Source organism: Pseudomonas sp. LBUM1658, from assembly GCF_059716055.1.
Genome location: NZ_CP166798.1, coordinates 5,034,858 through 5,053,976, shown reverse-complemented (window position 1 = coordinate 5,053,976; position 19,119 = coordinate 5,034,858). Strand labels below are relative to the sequence as shown.

At 61.4% G+C, this 19,119-nt stretch carries 10 protein-coding genes; 4 read left to right on the top strand and 6 right to left on the bottom strand.

The window, feature by feature from the left end; genetic code table 11:
• Positions 1–80 precede the first annotated feature (80 nt).
• A complete protein-coding gene (locus ACA064_RS23190; RefSeq protein WP_497670215.1) occupies positions 81–7,190 on the top strand; it encodes a retention module-containing protein in 7,110 nt (2,369 codons plus the stop codon).
• A gap of 116 nt (positions 7,191–7,306) precedes the next feature.
• Here ACA064_RS23190 and ACA064_RS23185 read toward each other — a convergent pair whose 3' ends face one another.
• From ACA064_RS23185 to ACA064_RS23165, 5 genes are all read right to left on the bottom strand, one after another.
• Complete coding sequence (locus ACA064_RS23185; RefSeq protein WP_497670214.1) at positions 7,307–7,663, bottom strand: DUF6124 family protein; 357 nt, start codon at positions 7,661–7,663, stop codon at positions 7,307–7,309.
• 464 nt (positions 7,664–8,127) lie between these two features.
• A complete protein-coding gene (lapD, locus tag ACA064_RS23180) occupies positions 8,128–10,068 on the bottom strand; it encodes a cyclic di-GMP receptor LapD (RefSeq protein ID WP_497670213.1) in 1,941 nt (646 codons plus the stop codon).
• Between the two features lie 25 nt (positions 10,069–10,093).
• Positions 10,094–10,801: a cysteine protease LapG gene (gene lapG, locus ACA064_RS23175; RefSeq protein WP_497670212.1), complete on the bottom strand. Its 708-nt coding sequence runs from the start codon at positions 10,799–10,801 to the stop codon at positions 10,094–10,096.
• Positions 10,802–10,910: 109 nt separating this feature from the next.
• Positions 10,911–11,309 carry a YbaN family protein gene (locus ACA064_RS23170; RefSeq protein ID WP_497670211.1) on the bottom strand — a complete coding sequence of 133 codons (399 nt, stop codon included), beginning with the start codon at positions 11,307–11,309 and terminating at the stop codon, positions 10,911–10,913.
• 10 nt (positions 11,310–11,319) lie between these two features.
• Entirely contained in the window at positions 11,320–11,907 is a 588-nt protein-coding gene (locus ACA064_RS23165; protein ID WP_497670210.1) for a UPF0149 family protein, read from the bottom strand.
• 276 nt (positions 11,908–12,183) lie between these two features.
• Here ACA064_RS23165 and recQ point away from each other — a divergent pair, with 276 nt between their 5' ends.
• The 3 genes from recQ (at position 12,184) to ACA064_RS23150 (ending at position 16,899) form a co-directional block, all read left to right on the top strand.
• Positions 12,184–14,310 (top strand): DNA helicase RecQ, encoded by a 2,127-nt coding sequence (recQ, locus tag ACA064_RS23160; RefSeq protein ID WP_497670209.1) that lies wholly within the window; start codon positions 12,184–12,186, stop codon positions 14,308–14,310.
• A gap of 118 nt (positions 14,311–14,428) precedes the next feature.
• A complete protein-coding gene (locus ACA064_RS23155; protein WP_497670208.1) occupies positions 14,429–14,863 on the top strand; it encodes a MarR family transcriptional regulator in 435 nt (144 codons plus the stop codon).
• Between the two features lie 188 nt (positions 14,864–15,051).
• On the top strand, positions 15,052–16,899 hold the full coding sequence (locus ACA064_RS23150) for a motility hub landmark protein FimV (RefSeq protein WP_497670207.1): 1,848 nt from the start codon (positions 15,052–15,054) through the stop codon (positions 16,897–16,899).
• Between the two features lie 9 nt (positions 16,900–16,908).
• On the opposite strand, the gene ACA064_RS23145 is transcribed toward ACA064_RS23150, so the two are convergent.
• Positions 16,909–19,098, bottom strand: a complete 2,190-nt coding sequence (locus tag ACA064_RS23145) for a patatin-like phospholipase family protein (protein WP_497670206.1) — start codon at positions 19,096–19,098, stop codon at positions 16,909–16,911.
• Between the last annotated feature and the right edge of the window lie 21 nt (positions 19,099–19,119).

Below are 19,119 nucleotides of genomic sequence, written 5' to 3'. Positions count from 1 at the left end.
CGCCAAGCAACCCGGTAACGCCATAAACACTTTCTCCGTACAACCAAATGCCGATAGCTGTCGGCGGCGGAGGAATACACATGGCAACGCTCATCGGTATCGTCGGTCAGGTGGTCGGTCAGGTTTTCGCTGTCGCGGGGGATGGGTCCCGACGCACCCTGGTCGAGGGGGATCGCTTGTTTGTCGGGGATCATCTGATCACCGGTTTCGCAGGCGCGGTGGCCGTGAAGTTGCAAAATGGCGAGGAACTGACGCTGGGGCGCGACAGCAGCCTGCAAGTGACCGAGCAACTGCTGGCGGCGCATCAGGTGCCGCATGTGGAGACGCGGGAGGAGGCGGTGACGCCCAGCCAGGCACAACTGACCGATATCGAGGAGCTGCAGAAAGCCATCGCCGCGGGCGACGACCCGACCCAGACCGCTGAAGCCACTGCGGCCGGACCGGTCGAATCAGGCGGGAACGGCAATGCCGGCGGGGGTCACTCCTTTGTGTTGCTGGAAGAAACGGCGGGCCGGGTCGATCCGGTCATTGGTTTCCCTACGGCCGGTTTCAACGACATTCCCGAATTGCCCCTGGGACGCATTGCCGGCAACCCGGACAACGGTGGCAATGAGATCGTGCCGCCCAACAACCCGGTGACCCTGATCGGTCTGTCGGTGCAAGGCGGTGAGCTGACCCTCAACGAAGCCAATCTGGCCCAAGGCTCGGCGAGCGATCCGGCGGCGCTGACCCAAAACAGTACTTTCAGCATTTCTGCGCCGGACGGGCTGCTCAGCCTGAGCATCGGCGGCATCAACGTGATCAGTGGCGGGGTGGCCGCAGGCTTCCCGCAGTCGATCACCACCCAGCTCGGCAACACCTTGACCATCACCGGTTACAACCCGGCCACTGGCGTGGTGAGTTACAGCTACACCCTGGTCGGCAACGAAAACCATTCCGCGGGCGATGGCGCCAACAACCTGAGCGAACAGTTCACGGTCGTTGCCAGCGACAGCAACGGTGATTCGACCACCGGTTCGCTGGACATCAACATCACCGACGATGTGCCCAAGGCGTTCGATGACAGCAATGCCAGCACTGCCTCGGAAAGCCTGCCGACCCTGACCGGCAGCGTGCTGCCCAATGACCTGCAGGGCGCCGACCGGGTGCCGGGCGGACCGATCATCGGCGGCACCTTCACCGGTACTTACGGCACCCTGGTGCTGGCCGCGGACGGTACTTACACCTACACCTTGAACACGGCCGATCCGCAATTTGTCGCTCTGCATGGCGGCGGCAGCGGGACTGAAACCTTCACCTACACCCTGACCGACGCCGATGGCGATACCAGCACCGCGAACCTGGTGCTGCAGGTCCACAACAATGACGATCCGGTCACCCTCGTCGGGCTCGATGCCGAGGGTGGTGAACTCACTGTCTACGAGCGAAACCTGGGCGACGGCAGCAGCCCGGATGCCGGTGCACTGACCCAAAGCGGCACCTTCACCGTATCGGCGCCCGATGGTCTGCAAAGCTTGACGGTGGGCGGCATCACGCTGGTCAGCGGTGGCGTTGCCAGCGGCGTCCCGCAATCGGTGACCACCGCGCTGGGTAACACCCTGACCATTACCGGCTACAACCCGGCAACTGGCGTGATCAGCTACAGCTACACCCTGGTCGACAACGAAGCTCACCCCACAGCCAATGGCGCCAACAGCCTCAGCGAACACTTCACCGTGGTCGCCACCGACACCGACGGCAGCACCGCCAGTGGTTCCCTGGACGTCAACGTGGTCGACGATCTGCCAAGCGCCGCCAATGACAGCAATGCTGGCACCGCCTCGGAAAGCAACCTGGTCTTGAGCGGCAACGTGCTGACCAACGACACCCAGGGCGCCGACCGCATACCGACCGGGCCGATCACAGCCGGAACCTACACCGGCACCTACGGCACCTTGGTGCTGGCCGCAGACGGTACCTACACCTACACCCTGAATCCCAATGACCCGGACTTCCAGGGACACGGTGGCGAAAGCGATACCGACACCTTCACCTACACCATCACCGATTCCGACGGCGATACCAGCACCGCCCAACTGGTGCTTCAGGTCCGCAACAACAACGATCCGGTCACCATTGGCGGGCTCGATGCCGACGGTGGCGAGCTCACCGTCCATGAGAAAAATCTCAGCGACGGCAGCAGCCCGGACGCCGGTGCATTGACCCAAAGCGGCACCTTCACCGTCACTGCGCTGGATGGCTTGCAAAGCCTTACGGTCGGCGGCATCGCGGTGATCAGTGCCGGTACCGTCAACGGCTTCCCGCAATCGATCACCACCGGGCTCGGCAATACCCTGACCATCACTGGCTTCAACGCCAGCACCGGCGTGGTCAGCTACAGCTACACCCTGGTCGACAACGAAGCACATGATCCGGGCAACGGCGCCAACAGCCTCAGCGAACACTTCACCGTGGTCGCCACCGACACCGATGGCAGTACCGCCAGCGGTTCGCTGGATGTCAACGTGGTCGATGACCTGCCGAGCGCCGCCAACGACAGCAACGCCGGCACCGCCTCGGAAAGCAACCTGGTCTTGAGCGGCAACGTGCTGACCAACGACACCCAGGGCGCCGACCGCATACCGACCGGGCCGATCACAGCCGGAACCTACACCGGCACCTACGGCACCTTGGTGCTGGCCGCAGACGGTACCTACACCTACACCCTGAATCCCAATGACCCGGACTTCCAGGGACACGGTGGCGAAAGCGATACCGACACCTTCACCTACACCATCACCGATTCCGACGGCGATACCAGCACCGCCCAACTGGTGCTGCAGGTCCAAAACAACAACGATCCGGTCATCATTGGCGGGCTTGACGCCGAAGGCGGCGAACTGACGGTCTACGAGAAAAACCTCAGCGACGGCAGCAGCCCGAACGCCGGCGCACTGACCCAAAGCGGCACCTTCACCGTATCGGCGCTGGATGGTCTGCAAAGCTTGACGGTGGGCGGCATTACGCTGGTCAGCGGCGGGGTGGCCAGCGGCTTCCCGCAATCGGTGACCACCGGGCTCGGCAATACCCTGACCATCACTGGCTTCAACGCCAGCACCGGCGTGGTCAGCTACAGCTACACCCTGACCGACAACGAAACCCACCCGAACGGGCTGGGTGCCAACAGCCTCAGCGAGCACTTCAACGTGGTCGTCACGGACACCGATGGCAGCACCGCCAGTGGTTCGCTGGATGTGAATGTGGTCGATGACCTGCCGGCTGCCGCCAACGACAGCAACGCCGGTACAGCTTCGGAAAGCCATCTGGTGCTGAGCGGCAATGTGCTGAGCAACGACATCCAGGGCGCCGACCGCGTGCCCTCCGGGCCAGTCACTGCCGGGACCTACATCGGCACCTACGGCACCCTGGTGCTGGCCGCGAATGGCACTTACACCTACACCCTGAATCCCAATGACCCGGACTTCAAGGGACACGGTGGCGCAGGCGATACCGACACCTTCACCTACACCCTCACCGACTCCGACGGCGATACCAGCACCGCCCAACTGGTGCTGCAGGTCCACAACAACAACGATCCGGTCATCATCAAAGGCCTCGACATTGCCTGCGGCGAACTGACCGTCTATGAAAGAAACCTCAGCGACGGCAGCCACCCGAATACCCCGGCGCTGACCCAACACGGCACCTTCACCGTCACTGCGCTGGATGGCGTGCAAACCCTTACGGTCGGCGGCGTCAACGTAGTCATCGGCGGGGTGGCCGCCGGCTTCCCGCAATCGATCACCACTGCCCTCGGCAACACCCTGACCATCACCGGTATTAACCCCGGTACTGGGGTGGTCAGCTACAGCTACACCCTGGTCGACAACGAAAACCACCCGAGCGGGCAGGGTGCCAACGGCATCGCCGAACACATCAAAGTGATCGTCACCGATACCGATGGCAGCACGGCGTCGGGCATGATTGACGTGAACATCGTCGACGACCTGCCGAGCGCCAGGGCCGACGTGGCAAGCGTCGCCGAGGGCGGAGTGGTCAGCGGCAATGTGTTGTTGAATGACGGTGCCGGCGCCGATGGGTTCAGCCCGTCCGGCGCGGTGATCGGAGTGCGGGCAGGCAGCGATACGTCGACTTCGGCAGTCGGTGGCCTCAACTCGACCATCCATGGTACCTACGGCTACCTGACCCTGGATGCCGCAGGCAATGCGGTCTATCACAGCAACCCGAACTCGGTGAGCCCTCCGGGGGCCACGGACCGGTTTACCTACACCGTCCGGGATGCCGATGGCGATCAAAGCACCACCACTCTTACCATCAACGTTTGTGACAGCGGGTTCAAAGCGCTCAACGATCAGGACGTCAAGGTCTTCGAAAAAGCCCTGGACCTCAACAAGGACGGCCTGGACCTGGCCGCCGGCAATGTGATCGGCAGCGACCCGACTTCCAGCGCGGAAACCGCTAACGGCACACTGGTCGGCTCGGTCTCCGGTGGCACCGGCGGCATCACCTACAGTCTGGTGGGCAGCGCCACCGGCAGCTACGGGCAGCTCCTGCTCAACCCCAACGGTACCTACACCTATACCCTGACGTCGGCACCGAAAACCTCGCCGAATGCCAACGATGGAGCGAATACCCTCAGCGAAAGCTTCACCTACAAAGCCACCGATGCACTGGGCAACACCACCACCAGCAACATCGTGGTGAGCATCGTCGACGACGTGCCCAAAGCGGTCGCCAGCGAACGTTCGGTGGCAGCGGTCGAAATCGATACGAACCTGTTACTGGTGATCGACGTGTCCGGCAGTATGGTCGACCCATCCGGTGTGGATGGGCTGTCGCGTCTGGGGCTGGCCAAGCAGGCGATCAGCGCCTTGCTCGACCAGTACGACGACATGGGCGATGTAAAAGTGCAGATCGTTACCTTCAGCAGCAGCGCTACCGACAAGACTCCGGTCTGGGTCGATGTGGCGACGGCCAAGTCGATCATCGCCACCCTGACTGCGGGCGGTGGCACCAACTACGACGCCGCTGTCGCGACGGCGAAGCTGGCCTTCGCAACCCCTGGGCAACTGACCGGGGCGCAGAATGTCGGCTACTTTTTCTCCGACGGCAAACCCAATAGCGGCCTGGAAACCGGTGCTGCGGATGAGGCGGCCTGGAAGGCGTTCCTCGACGCCAATGGGATCAAGAACTACGCGATTGGCCTGGGCAGCGGCGTCAGCAACGCCAACCTCGACCAATTGGCCCATGACGGCAGCACCCACACCAACACCAACACCAACGCAGTGGTGGTGACTGACCTCAATCAACTCAACTCGGTATTGTCGGGCACCGTGCAAGGCGCACCGGTCACCGGCACGCTGCTGGGCGAAGGCGGCTCATTCGGCGCCGATGGTGGCTTCATCAAAACCATCGTGGTCGATGGCACCACCTACACCTATGACCCCAAAGGCAACAGCAACCAGGGCCAGCTGACATTCGGTGGCGGGGATAACCACGGCACCTTCAATACCGCCAACAACAGCATCAGCATAGCCACCAACCAGGGCGGCACCCTGGTGATCAACCTGGACACCGGCGATTTCAGCTACACCCCACAGAAGGTCACCGGCGTAGTCCTGACCGAGAACTTCGGTTACACCGTCAGCGACAACGACGGCGACCTGGCAAGTTCCAGCCTGGTGATCAAGGTCAACCCGAACGCGCCACCGGTGGCAGTCGATGACCACATCATCACCAACGTGCTGTCCAACAACCTGGTGATTGCGGGGGACGTGCTGCTGGCCAATGACAGCGATGCCAACGGCGATCCGCTGACGGCCACGCCCACTACGTTCAACACCGGCTGGGCAGCCAAGGGCGCGGAGTTCACCGCAACCAGCCTCAAGACCATTCCCTTCTCTGGCACCAACCAGGCGCTAGACGTCGCCCGCGCCTCCTTCAACGCCAACACAGTCGCGATGACCGCGGTGGTGATAGTCAGCGGCTACTTGGGCAATGTGAGTGGTTCCAACGTTAACGATGAGGACATGATCAGCGTCACCCTGAAACAGGGCGAGACCCTCAACCTCAATCACAACCTTAACGCTGGCGAAGTGAAGATGGAGTATTCATTCAACGACGGGGCCTTCACCGGAATTGGCGACAACGGGACCTTCACCGCTGGGGCGGACGGGACCTACAGGATCCACGTTACCAATATCGCCGACGGTCCGGGTAACAGTGGCACCGGTGCGGAAAACTACAAGCTGACCATGACGGTCAACTATGCCGGAGCCCATGACATTACCCCGGACTACCATGGCAGCTACAGCGCCAACGACAACCATGGCGGCAGTGACAGCGCGGCGGTGGGCATCAGCTACCAGGATGGACACACCCTCACCGGCACCGCCGGCGATGATGTGCTGGTGGCGGGCAGCGGTAACAACATTCTCAATGCCGGCGACGGCAATGACGTGCTCACTGCGGGTTCCGGCAATAACACACTGCACGGTGAAGCGGGCAACGATCTGTTGTTCAGCGGCTCGGGCAATGACCTGCTCGACGGTGGTACTGGCAATGACACCGCCAGTTACGCCCATGCCACGGCCGGAGTGACGGTCAACCTCAACCTGCTCGGTGCGCAGAACACCGGGGGCGCCGGCAGTGATACGTTGACGGCGATCGAGAACCTGATCGGCTCCAGCTACAACGACACCCTCACCGGCGACAGCAATGCCAATATCATCACCGGTGGTCTGGGTAACGATGTGCTCAACGGTGGAGGCGGTGACGACTTCCTGATCGGCGGGCTGGGCAACAACAGCCTGACTGGCGGCTTGGGCAGCGACACCTTCCAATGGCTGAAAGGCAACAGCGGGCATGACGTGGTCACCGACTTCACTCCGGGCACCGACAAGCTCGATCTGTCGCAACTGTTGCAGGGCGAAAACGCCACTTCGGCTTCGCTCGACGATTACCTGCACTTCAAGGTCACCGGCAGCGGCGCTTCACTGGTGACCAGCATTGATGTCAGCTCGACAGCTGGCGCCGTCCCGACCCAGACCATTGACCTGGCCGGGGTCAACCTGGCCAGCCACTACGGCGTAACCCCGGGCGCGGGCGGGGTGGTAGCCGGCGGTCATGACACCGCCACCATCATCAATGGCATGCTCAACGACCACTCGTTGAAGGTTGATACCGTGTGACCTGAAACAACGCTGAAGATCAAAAGATCGCAGCCTGCGGCAGCTCCTACACAGATCGGGTGCAACCCAAATCCTGTAGGAGCTGCCGCAGGCTGCGATCTTTCGCTGTTGATCCGCTACCGCGGATCGAGATCATCCAGCGCCCGGTTCGCCAACAACTCCCCCAGTTCGATCATCTGCTGAATGCCCAGCGCAAAATGCCGCCGCGAACCTTCCAGTTCGAATGCCAGGTCACTGGCCATGGCATTGGCCGAGGCCAGGGTTTCGCTGAGATTGGCCAGCAAGCGTTCGGTGTCGATACCGTCGATCACGGTGAAGATATTGGCGGATTGCGGATCGAGCTTTGGTTTGTCGGACGATGGCAGGTGGTAATCGAGAGCGCGCTCGGCGGCTTTGTGGAGTTTGCCGGGATCGAGGGGGTCGTAGGGGGAGGTGCTTTCGGTTTCAGGGGGATCCGGGGTGACTTTGATCATGGTGAAGCTCCAAACGTATGAGTAGGAACTACCAACATCACTTGCAGATGATGGGTGGCAGCTGTGCGCGGGTCTGCAAGACCGGGACGTTTGGCACCCGGCAGACCCGAAGGTCTCCCACGCACAGCCACCATAAAACGATGGACACTAAAAAAGCGCCATGCTCATGGAGGCGCTTGTGCGCCAAACGTACTCTCGGCGGGCTTGCAGTCCCGATCGCTGATTTTGCAGCGATCCATAAAGGTTATCCGGGCACCTATCTCGACGCAACCCCGAAATCTCGTCAGAAAAGTCCCATGTTCTCGGCGCCAGCGCTGCGGGTGACTGTGAGGGCCTCATCGCGAGCAAGCCCGCTCCCACATTTGGCCTTTGTCGCTCACAAGATTTGTGTGTGCAGGAGATCCTATGTGGGAGCGGGCTTGCTCGCGATGAACGATGACGCGGTTCAACAGCCAGCCCCCGATCTACATCGGTTCCGGCGGTCCGATCAATCTGCCCATCACCCCAAACAATCCCAGCTCCGTGATCACTTTCAGCTCCCCCTGGGTCTCGACCATCTCGGCAATCAGCGGCAGGTCGATGCTGTTGGTGGCGCGAAAGATTGCTTCGATAAACAGGCGTTTGTCGCTCTGCTGGTCAATGTCGCGAATGTAGCTGCTGTCGATTTTCAGGTAGGCGAGCCCCAGCAGGGTGAGGTTGCCGATCTGGCTGAAGCTGCCGCCAAAATGTTGCAGGCCGATCCGGTAGCCGCTGGCTTGAATGCTCTGGCTCAGTTGCTGCATTTCGGACGGCGGTGGTAGATCGCGCTCGTCGATTTCCAGGGTCAGCAAGGGGGCGAGGTCGGGGAGGGCATGGAGCATGCTCAGGATTTGATGCAGGTGCGACGTCTGGCGCAGGGTGCTGCCGGAAAGACTCAGCGCCAGCGGCCAGGGATGTTCGACAAGGTAGTCGAGGGTGTGTTCGAGCATCGCCAGGTCGAAGCGCGCCGACCAGCCCAAGCGCTCGATCCATGGCAGGAAATGTCCGGCGGCAATGGCTTTGCCCTCGGGGTCGAGCAGGCGTGCCAGTACCTTGTGGTGCAACACCTGGCTGGTATCGGCGCACTGCACCACCGGCTGGAAATACAGCTGCATTTTACCGTGGCTGAGGGCGTCATCGATCCAGTTGCGCCAATCGTGCTGAGTCTGGCTCGGCGCGCCATTGAAGTGTGCCAGATGGGCCCAGGGCCGTTCCGGATGGCGCTGGGCCTGAGTCAGCGCTTGATCGAGGCGCAGCAGCACAGTGCCTGCGAGTTCGCCCGGCTGGTAGGCGACTATTCCCAGGTGCGCGACCGGCATGCAGTCACTGGCGCCGGTCAGGCGCAGATTTTCCAGGGTTGCGCTGATTTCGGCGGCCAAGCGTGCGGCGTCTTTGCTGTCCAGGCCGGGGGTCAGCAGGCTGAATTCGCCGCCGCGGTTGCGCGCGGCCAGCCAATGACGGCGATCCAGTTGCTGGGTCAAGCGCTTGAGTAACTCGCCGATCGCCCGGATCAGGGCATCGGTACGCTGGCCACCCAGGCGCTGATTGAGACCGGCCAGGTCATTGACTCGCAGCATCAACAGGTGACCGGCGCTGCTCTGTTCGGTGACCAATAACTGCTCGGCCAGCTGTTCATCCAGCAGGCGCCGATTGGCCAGCCCGGTGAGACTGTCCTGGTAGGAATCGGCCCGCAGTTTTTCACTGCGGGCGGCTTCTTCGGCAAACAGCCCCTTGAGTTTTTCGACCATCTGATTCATGGCCAGTACCACACGTTTGAGCTCCGGCGTGCGGGGCAGTTGCGGCAGGCTGAGGAACTCGCGCTTGCTGATGGCTTCGGCCTGATTAACCATGCTATCGAGCGGGCGCAACTGCCGGCGCAGCAGCCAGCCACCGAACACTGCACTGAGCAACCCGCACAGCAGCAACCAGACCAGGCTGCCGAGGGCGCTGTCCCAGAGTCTGGCCAGGGCGAACTGCGGATTGCTCAGCACTTCGACCCGCGCGGCTTGCTCCCAGCCACGCATGATCAGCGCGTCGCCACCCTGCGGGCGCAAGTCCACCAGCTGCACGAACCAGTCCGGTATATTTTCGGCAACGGTAGGCAGACTGCGCTCCACCAGGGGCTGTTCATCGGTGATGTCCACCACCCGGATGCTGGCGAAGTAACCGCTATCGAAGATCGAGCTGACCATCAGCTCAATCATCGCCGGATCATCGACTTGTGAGGTCAATGAGAGCCCCAGTGCGGTGGCGGCATCCTGGGCGTGGGAGCGCAACTGGCCGAGCATCTGCTCGCGCGAGCTCTCCAGGCCAACAAAAAAACTGCCGCTGAACGCCACCAGCAGGAACACGCAGATGGCGAGAAACAACTGTTTGAGTAGCGACATGCAGTGCTCCTTGTCGTTCGCGGCGTCAGCCTTCACCCATGTTGAAGCCTTCGGCCTGCATCTTTTTCAGCACGTCCTGCCAGCGCGAGAGTTTTTTCGAGTCGCTGCTGCGTTTACCGCCATTTGCCCCAGGCAAGTACAGGCCTTCGGCATTGAAGGCGTACACCGCCAGCAGGTCTTTGCGTTGTGACGCGGGGCGGATTTCGTCGATCAGATTGTCCAGCACCAATGGCTCGGCAGTGGGGCTGGCGTAGTAGGTCAGCACCATGTGCGCCTGGTTGCGGGTCAGTGCCTTGACGTAAGTGATGCGCAGTTTTTCGCTGAGAACCCCGAGGTGACGCAGGCTGAAGTATTTCGCCAACGCGTAGTCTTCGCAGTCACCGGCACCCTTGATCAGTGATTCGACGGGCGTTGCCCAGTAGTCGATCTGATGCCAGACAAGGGGGTCGTCCTGGAAGCTCAGTTGTTGATTGAAAAAACGGTTAACGGCGCCAAGCTGCTCGTGCTCCGGTTGTTCTGCTTCGCTTTGCAGCATCTGGTTCCAGGCCTCGACCCGCCCCTTGGCCGGGCCGAGGGCGCCATAGCGTTGCTCGGCGGTTTGCAGGATCAGCGAAAAATTCCAGTTCGCCCGGACATTGTCCAGGCCGACCAGCAGAAACCCCGATACCAGCAGCCATCCGCCGAGCCGAAGTCGGAGCGTTGACCATCCTGGACTACGCGGACTGCCGGACATGTCTGGCTGCTCATGTGCAGATGTCTGAAGTCTAGGCGCTGTTTTCTGAAAGGGCTGACAGATTGTTGGTGGGCGGGGAGGTTGGTGGGTGACCAGGAGCGCTGGAGATTCAAGACCGGTGAAGTGTCTTCTGCCGCAAAATGTAAATCGTCACCAGCACCGCACTGGTCAGCATGAAGCCGCGAGCCCAGGGCAGGGGCACTAGCAGGCAGGACAAGCCGATGCTCAGCCACATCACGCCGATGGCATAGACTTTGCCCTTGAGCGGGATGCCGTTGCCGTCGAGGTAGTCACGCACCCACGGGCCGAGCCGTGGATGCTCGATCAGCCATCGATAGAAGCGCGGCGAACTGCGGGCAAAGCAGGCGGCCGCCAGTAGCAGGAAAGGGGTGGTGGGCAATACCGGCAGGAAGATTCCGATCACCCCCAGAGCGACGCTCAGCCAGCCGATGGCCAGCAGAACGTAACGCACTACCAGGGGGCGATTGCCTATGGGGTTTTGCGCCATAGGCACAGCCTCAGTGGTGACGAGGCTTGAGAATCGCCGGTTTTTCGTCCGGTGCGTTGCACAGCAGGTACAACGCAGTCAGGGCTTCAGGGATCTGCACGATCATGTCGTCCATCAGGTTGGCATCGCTGGCGATGTCGGAAAATTCCGGCTGCTCATCGAACAGACCGGAACCGACCATGATCGGCAGGAGCATTTCGCTGACTTCGTCTTCGGCGGTTTCGAACCAGGCCGCTTCACGCAGGAACACGCCTTCCATGAAACCGATGCACCAGCCGCGCAGGTCGGAGTCGTCCGGATCTTCGCCGAGTTCCAGTTCGCACGGCAGCTCGAATTCCTCATCGGACGCCAGTTGCCGGGCGATGTGGGCCTTGAGCAGCACCAGGGTGGCTTCGATCGTTTCACGTTCGGCGTCGTCGGCGTAATGCGGCTCTTCGGCGAACAGGGCGTCGATCCACTCACGCTCGGGAACGTCCTCGGAACAGATCGAGAGCGCAGTCAGATAGCCGTGGGCGGCCACGTAGTCCAGCGCCTCGTCATGCAGCTCGTCGGCGTCGAGGAAGACTTGCAGGCGGGTTAGTTGCTCAGCGAAGGACATTAAAGGGCTACCTTGGGAATATTCGATGCTGAATTCTAGGCCTTCTTGAGCGCTCAGGCCAGCCGCCGGGCAGATTTGCCTGCATTCAAAACCGGTGGGCTATTCGTCAGTGGCGCCCTTTGCCGGGAAGGCCTCGGGTATACTGCCGCGTTTTGTAATGCCCTGCAGGGTGTGGCGAGGGATCAGGAAAAGTCCGCTTACGACTTTTTCCGTGAAGACCGTGACGTTTTCATCCAGCCTGCACAAAGGGATATACGGCGATATTGGGAGTTTTTCATGCTCGAGCAGGCTCAACGCGTTCTCAAGGACATCTTCGGCTACGACAGTTTTCGTGGCCGCCAGGGTGCGATCATTGAGCGCGTGGCCAGTGGTGGCGACGCCCTGGTGCTGATGCCTACCGGCGGCGGCAAGTCCTTGTGTTTCCAGGTCCCGGCGCTGCTGCGCGAAGGCTTGGCGGTGGTGGTGTCGCCGTTGATCGCATTGATGGACGACCAGGTCGCGACCCTGGAAGAGCTGGGCGTTGCCGCGGCCGCCCTGAACTCCACGCTGAACGCCGAGCAGCAGCGCGACCTGGCGACGCGAATCAAGCGTGGCGAAGTGAAAATGCTCTATCTGGCCCCCGAGCGTCTGGTCCAGCCGCGGATGCTGGCGTTCCTGCAGAGCCTGGAAATCGCCCTGTTCGCCATCGACGAAGCGCATTGCGTCTCGCAATGGGGCCATGACTTCCGTCCGGAATACCTGCAACTGGGGCAGTTGGCGGAGTTGTTCCCCAATGTGCCGCGCATCGCCCTGACCGCTACCGCCGACATGCGAACCCGCGAAGAAATCGTCAATCGCCTGCATTTGCAGGACGCCGAGCGTTTCCTCTCGAGTTTCGACCGCCCGAACATTTTCTACCGCATCGTGCCCAAGGAGCAGCCGCGCAAGCAGTTGCTGGCGTTCCTCTCGGAGCGGCGCAGCGATGCCGGTATCGTCTATTGCCTGTCGCGCAAGAAAGTTGATGAAGTGGCCGCCTTCCTGTGTGAGCAGGGCTATCCCGCGCTGGCGTACCACGCCGGGTTGCCCAACGAAACACGGGCCTTCAACCAGAAACGCTTCCTCAATGAGGAAGGCCTGATCATGGTCGCCACCATCGCTTTCGGCATGGGTATCGACAAACCCAACGTACGGTTTGTCGCGCATCTGGACTTGCCCAAGTCCCTCGAGGCCTATTACCAGGAAACCGGTCGCTCCGGCCGTGACGGTCTGCCCGCGGACGCCTGGATGGCCTACGGCCTGCAAGACGTGCTGATGCTCAAGCAGATGCTGCAAAAGTCCGAGGGCGATGAACGCCACAAGCGTCTGGAGCAGCACAAACTCGACGCCATGCTGGCGCTCTGTGAAGAAACCCGCTGCCGACGCCAGACCCTGTTGGCGTATTTCGACGAAGACATGCCGCAACCCTGCGGTCACTGCGACAACTGCGTCGACGGCGTGCAAACCTGGGACGCCACAGAGCCTGCTCGCCAGGCGCTCTCGGCGATCTTTCGCACCGGCCAGCGTTATGGCGTCGGGCATCTGGTGGATGTGTTACTGGGCAAAGACAACGAAAAAGTGCGCAGCATCGGCCATCAACATCTTTCGGTGTTTGGTGTCGGCAAGGCGCGGGCCGAGGGCGAATGGCGCTCACTGTTCCGCCAGCTGGTCGCCCGGGGCCTGGCGGATATCGACCTGGAAGGCTATGGCGGCCTGCGCTTGAGCGACAGTTGCCGGCCGTTGCTCAAAGGCGAAGTCACCCTGGAGCTGCGTCGCGACCTGAAACCGCAAACCACCGCGAAAAGCAACACCAGTCAGGCCAGCCAGCTGGTACGTGGCGAAGAGCGCGAGCAATGGGAAGCCTTGCGTGCCCTGCGCCGCAAACTGGCCCAGGAGCATGGCGTGCCGCCTTATGTGATCTTTCCCGATTCGACCTTGCTGGAAATGCTCCGCAGCCAGCCCAGCTCCTTGCCGGAAATGGCCAAGGTCAGCGGCGTCGGTGCGCGCAAACTGGAGCGTTACGGCGAGGCGTTCCTCGAAGTACTCGGCGGCCAGGCCGAGACCCCGAAAGTGGTCGCCGATATTCGCCACGAACTGATTACCCTGGCCCGCGCCGGCATGACGCCGATGCAGATCGCTGGCCAGCTGCAGTGTTCGGAGAAAAACGTCTACACCTTGCTCGCCGAGGCCATTGCCAAGCAGCAGTTGTCACTGGAGCAGGCGCTGGATTTGCCGGAAGATACGCTCGGTGAAATCCAGGACGCATTCCTCGACGCAGAGGGCGAACTGCCCTCTGTGGCAGAAATCGTCCCGCTGTTTTTTGGTCGGGTTCCCGAGGGCGTCCTCTACTGTGTGCGCGCCGCCTTGCAGGCGGAGTTCGAGAGTTGAGGGATCGATCGGGTGATGTAACGATTCAGTACATAGCAAGCCTTGCCTGGCATCGAGGGTCATGCTTAGCTGACTAATAATTAGTTTTTCTCTATTTCAGTCTAATCATGAGTGTTTTATGCCGTTAACCGATCAACACCGTTTTGGCATGCAGTTGGCACAGATGTCTCGAGGCTGGCGTGCTGAACTGGATCGCCGTCTGGCCGGGCTTGGCTTGTCCCAGGCTCGTTGGCTGGTGCTGCTGCATCTGGCACGTTTTGACGAAGCGCCGACCCAACGTGAACTGGCCCAAAGCGTGGGTGTCGAAGGACCCACCCTGGCGCGGTTGCTCGACAGTCTGGAGACCCAGGGCCTGGTGCAACGTCAAGCGGTTGTAGAAGATCGTCGGGCGAAAAAGATCGTCCTTTGCGCGCCGGCCCGGCCATTGATCGAACAGATCGAAACCATCGCCAACGCGTTGCGTCATGAGTTGTTCCAAGGTGTCGACGAAGAAGACTTGCGCATCTGCATGCGGGTACATGGGCACATTCTGACCAACCTGGAAAAATCCTGAGGCATGATCCACCTGCAGATTTTTCAGCTTCAGCGATTGGCGGACGATAAGAACTACCAGATCCACAGTGTGCTCGTGCAGGACGCGTGAGCGCTTTCCAGTTGGTTTCGGTTACCCAAGGGATGCCCATGCTCCGAAGTTTGCAGTCTGTGTTGCGCTGTTGCGGCAGATACAGCGCCTCCGAAAAAATGCTCCGGCTGTTGACCCTGCGTTCGCTGTTGCTGGCTGCTGGCGCCTTGGGTTACTCGGCACTGGTCCCGGCGCTGGGGTTGGGCGAGATCACGCTGCACTCGGCCTTGACCCAACCGCTGGATGCCGAGATCGCCCTGCTGGAACCGGGCGAACTGAGCGAGGGCGAAATGTCCGTGAGCCTGGCGACGGCCGAGGAGTTCCGTCGCGCCGGAGTCGAGCGGGTGTTCTTTCTCAATGACTTGCGATTCACCCCGATCCTGCAAGGCAACCGCAGCGTGATTCGGGTGGTCTCGAACAAGCCGGTGACTGAGCCTTTCCTGAATTTCCTGGTGCAAGTCAACCAACCCGGTGGGCGTTCGCTGCGCGAATACACGATATTGATCGACCCACCGGGTTCACCGGGAATCGAACCCAGGAGCAAATCCAGCAGCAACCTTGTGCCAGTGTCGTCCACCAATTCTCAGTCATCCGCGTCGACTCCCCGCAAAGCAGCAACGGCGGCGCCGGCAAAGCCCGACGGCGCTCAAGCAGCTGCCTTGGCAGCGGCGCAGCAACTGCAGGCACTCACCTCCGAGCAGTTGGCCAGCAGCGTGCTGGAGAACCAGCACCTGCAAGCGACCGTCGCTGAGCAGCAGGCCAGGCTTGCGGCCCAGGATGAGGAAATCGTTGCTGGAAAAAAAGCGATTGTCGACCTGCAAACCCGATTGGCGGAAGTCCAGGCACCACCTGCCAGTGCTGCGGCACCTGTCGTACCAGCGCCAGTAAGCTCGCCACCTGTTGCCGAGGCCGATGAGGCCGAGGGATCGAACTTTTGGCTGATGGCGGGTCTGGTGCTGCTGTTGTTGCTATTGATCGTCGCCTTCTGGTTGCGCCGTCAGCGCTCTCACACTCAAGCGCCGGCCGAGCCGCTGCCCATGCCGCCGGTGGCCCCTGAGCCGGTTGTCAGTCGAGTGGAGCCCTTGGTAACGCACGTGGCTGGTCATGAAGCCGGTCAGCGGGTTGCAGCTCAGGAGCACGTGGCACCGCCCAGGAAAACCACCCAAGCGCCCGATGTCCTTGAAGGGGTCAGGCTCTACCTTGCCTATGGTCGCCTTGACGAAGCCGCGGGGATCTTGCGCGAGGCGCTGCTCAAAGAGCCGGAACGACTCGACCTGGGCCTGCGATTGCTGGAGGTTCTCGGGCAGCAAGGCGCGGTTGCAGAGTATGCCGAGCAGGAAAGCCGATTGCGCGAGTCAGGAGTCAGCGAAGAGGCCCTGCAAGACATTCGTCAGCGCTTTGCGAAAAAACTCCCGGCCACCTCCTCGGTGCTCGCGCCGCAGGTTTTGCCTGCCTTGATGGCTGCAGAGTCGGTCAGTCCCGCACTGGATGAGTTCCAGCTGAATCTGGATGACCTGTCGATAGAATCGGACTGGGAACTGATCAGCCCGTTCGACGCCACGCCGCCGGTACGCCACACCGCAATCACTGATGCGGCACCCGACTTCGACCCACTCTTTACCTCGAATTTGAATGAGCTGCCTGAAGTATTCGAGATGTCCGATGAGCCGTATCTGAGTGACTTCAGCGAGCCTGAGCCAGCTTCCACGTCGGAAACGGATGCGTTGGACGAAGCCTTTCTCGATAGTTTCGCCAGTACCCCGCTAGCGCTGGAGATCGAACCGTTGTCGGTGGATTTCGATGCGCTGGAACTTGAACAGGAGGGTGCTGGTAAATTGCAGCAGGCACAGGGTTGTATCGACGATGGTGACCTGGACAGCGCCAGTCGTTTGCTCAATGAGTTGCTTGAAGAAGGCAACGAACCCCAGCGCCGGACCGCGCGTAATTTGTTGGCGAGAATGGGGTAGCCCTTGGGTCTAGAACGTCTGCCCCAGATTCAGGTAAAGCGCCTGCTGATCGTCATCGTTCAACCCATAGCTGAAGCTCAACGGCCCCAGCGGCGTATCGAACCCGAGGAAGATGCTCGCGGCGTTGATGTAACCACTGTCGAACTCGTTGTCGTTGTTCCAGGCCCGGCCGCGTTCCAGTGAGCCGCCGATATACAGCGGGAAATCCAGCGGCAGGTAGGAGCGCGGGGTCAGGCGCCGGTAGTAGACGGCGCGGGCCAGGCTGATGTTCTGCCCGGAAATCGCATCCTGGCGGAAACCCGAGAGCTGCCGTGCGCCACCCAGCAGGAAGCTTGAAGTCACCACATCGGCTTCATCCAGCGTGCGCCCCAGACGCCCACCGAGGATGAACGTGTCCGGTGCGCTGCTCAGGGCCTTGTCCAGTTTGAACTCCCATTGCCGGTAGCGTTTGTCGGAGCCCAGTTGCGGTTCGAACTGACGCAGTGTCAGGCCGATGTCTTCGCCTTCGTGGGGGAAGTAGACATTGTCCAGGGTGTCGAACGAGTACTTGAGTTCATAGAAACCCTCGTTGAAGTCCTCGCTAGGCAGGTCCTGGTCGCCGATACGCACGTCAGCCTTGCCCCAGGCCTCGCCGACGCCGAAGCGAATCTCGCCGTTGTTGCCGATCTGGCGCCCGACGTTGAGGCCAAAGCCATAACGCTCGAGGCGATACTGAGCGATAGGATCGTTGTCCAGGATGGTTTCGACGTTTTGCGATTCGATCGCGGCATAGGGGGCGATGAAGTAGCGCGAACCGACGTCCAGTGGTTGATAGAACTCGCTGTACAGTTCCTGTTGATCGCCGATCTGCGCCCGGGTCAGCCATTCGGCGCCAAGGCGGTTGATGCCATTGACCCGATAGCTGGCGCCGAGATTGAAGGCGCTGTCACCACGCAGGTCGTCGGACAGATTTATCCCCAGGCGCAGGTAATCGGTCCCGCTACGTTTGCCATGGGCATTGATCACCAGGGTATGGTCCTGGCCCTTGTGCACCACCCGGTATTGCACCTGATCGAAGTAGTCCAGGCCATACAGGGTGCCCATGTCGGTCCGCAGGCGACCCAGGTCCAGCGGCTCACCGATGTGTTGGCGGATGTAGTAGCGGATCACCTCGTCAGCGACTTTCGAGTCGTTTTCGACCTTGATTGCGGTAATGATCGGGGTGCGCTGGCCGGGAGTCCGGGCTGCGGCCAGCTGTGCATCGACCGGTTCGGCCGGGCGCAGGCGGGACAGTCGCGCATCGAGAATGCGTGTGGCGCGGTAACCGGCGTCGATCATTTCCCGGGTGCGGCCAAAGTCGGCGACGCCGAAGCTGGCCAGCGACGGCTGGATCAGCACGTCGTCCGGATGCAAGGTGGCCAGTTGTTCTTCGGAGTTGCGACGGGTCATCAGGGTGATCGACTGGTTCAGTACATCGACCACGGTGGTCAGCTGATTGCGGCCGCTCAACGGGGTGCCGATGTCGACCACGATGGCGATGTCGACCCCCATTTCCCGAGCCACATCCAGCGGGATGTTGTCGGTCATGCCGCCGTCTACCAACAATCGTCCATTGAGCTCCACGGGGGCGAACACCGCCGGAATCGACATGCTCGCGCGAATCACCTGAGGCAGGTGGCCCTTGCGGAACACCACTTTCTCGCCGCTGGCGATGTCGGTGGCGACGGCCCGGAAGGGGATTGGCAGTTTGTCGAAGTCGCGGGTGTCGCTGGTGTGTGCCAGCATGCTTTCCAGTAGCAGGGCGAGGTTCTGCCCCTGAATTACCCCCAGTGGCAAGCCGAGACTGCCGTCGTCGCGAAAGCTCAACTTCTGTTTCACCAGAAAGTCGCGGTCATCCTGTTTGCGGCGGAACGGCACGTCCTTGCGGGGCGGGGCATCGGACAGCGCTTGCTGCCAGTCGATGCTAAGCGCCAGTTTCTCCAGCTCATCGATCTTGTAGCCCGAGGCGTAGAGCCCGCCAATCACCGCGCCCATGCTGGTGCCGGCGATGGCGTCGATTTTTACCCCTTGTTCTTCCAAAGCCTTGAGCACGCCGATATGCGCCAGCCCGCGAGCCGCGCCACCGGACAGCACCAGGCCAATTTTCGGCCGGGGCGTTTCAGCCGCTTGTACAAGCAACGGGCAAAGGCACAGCAACAGGCAGGACAACAGGCGGCGCATCTTCAGTCTCGGGCCGGCGAT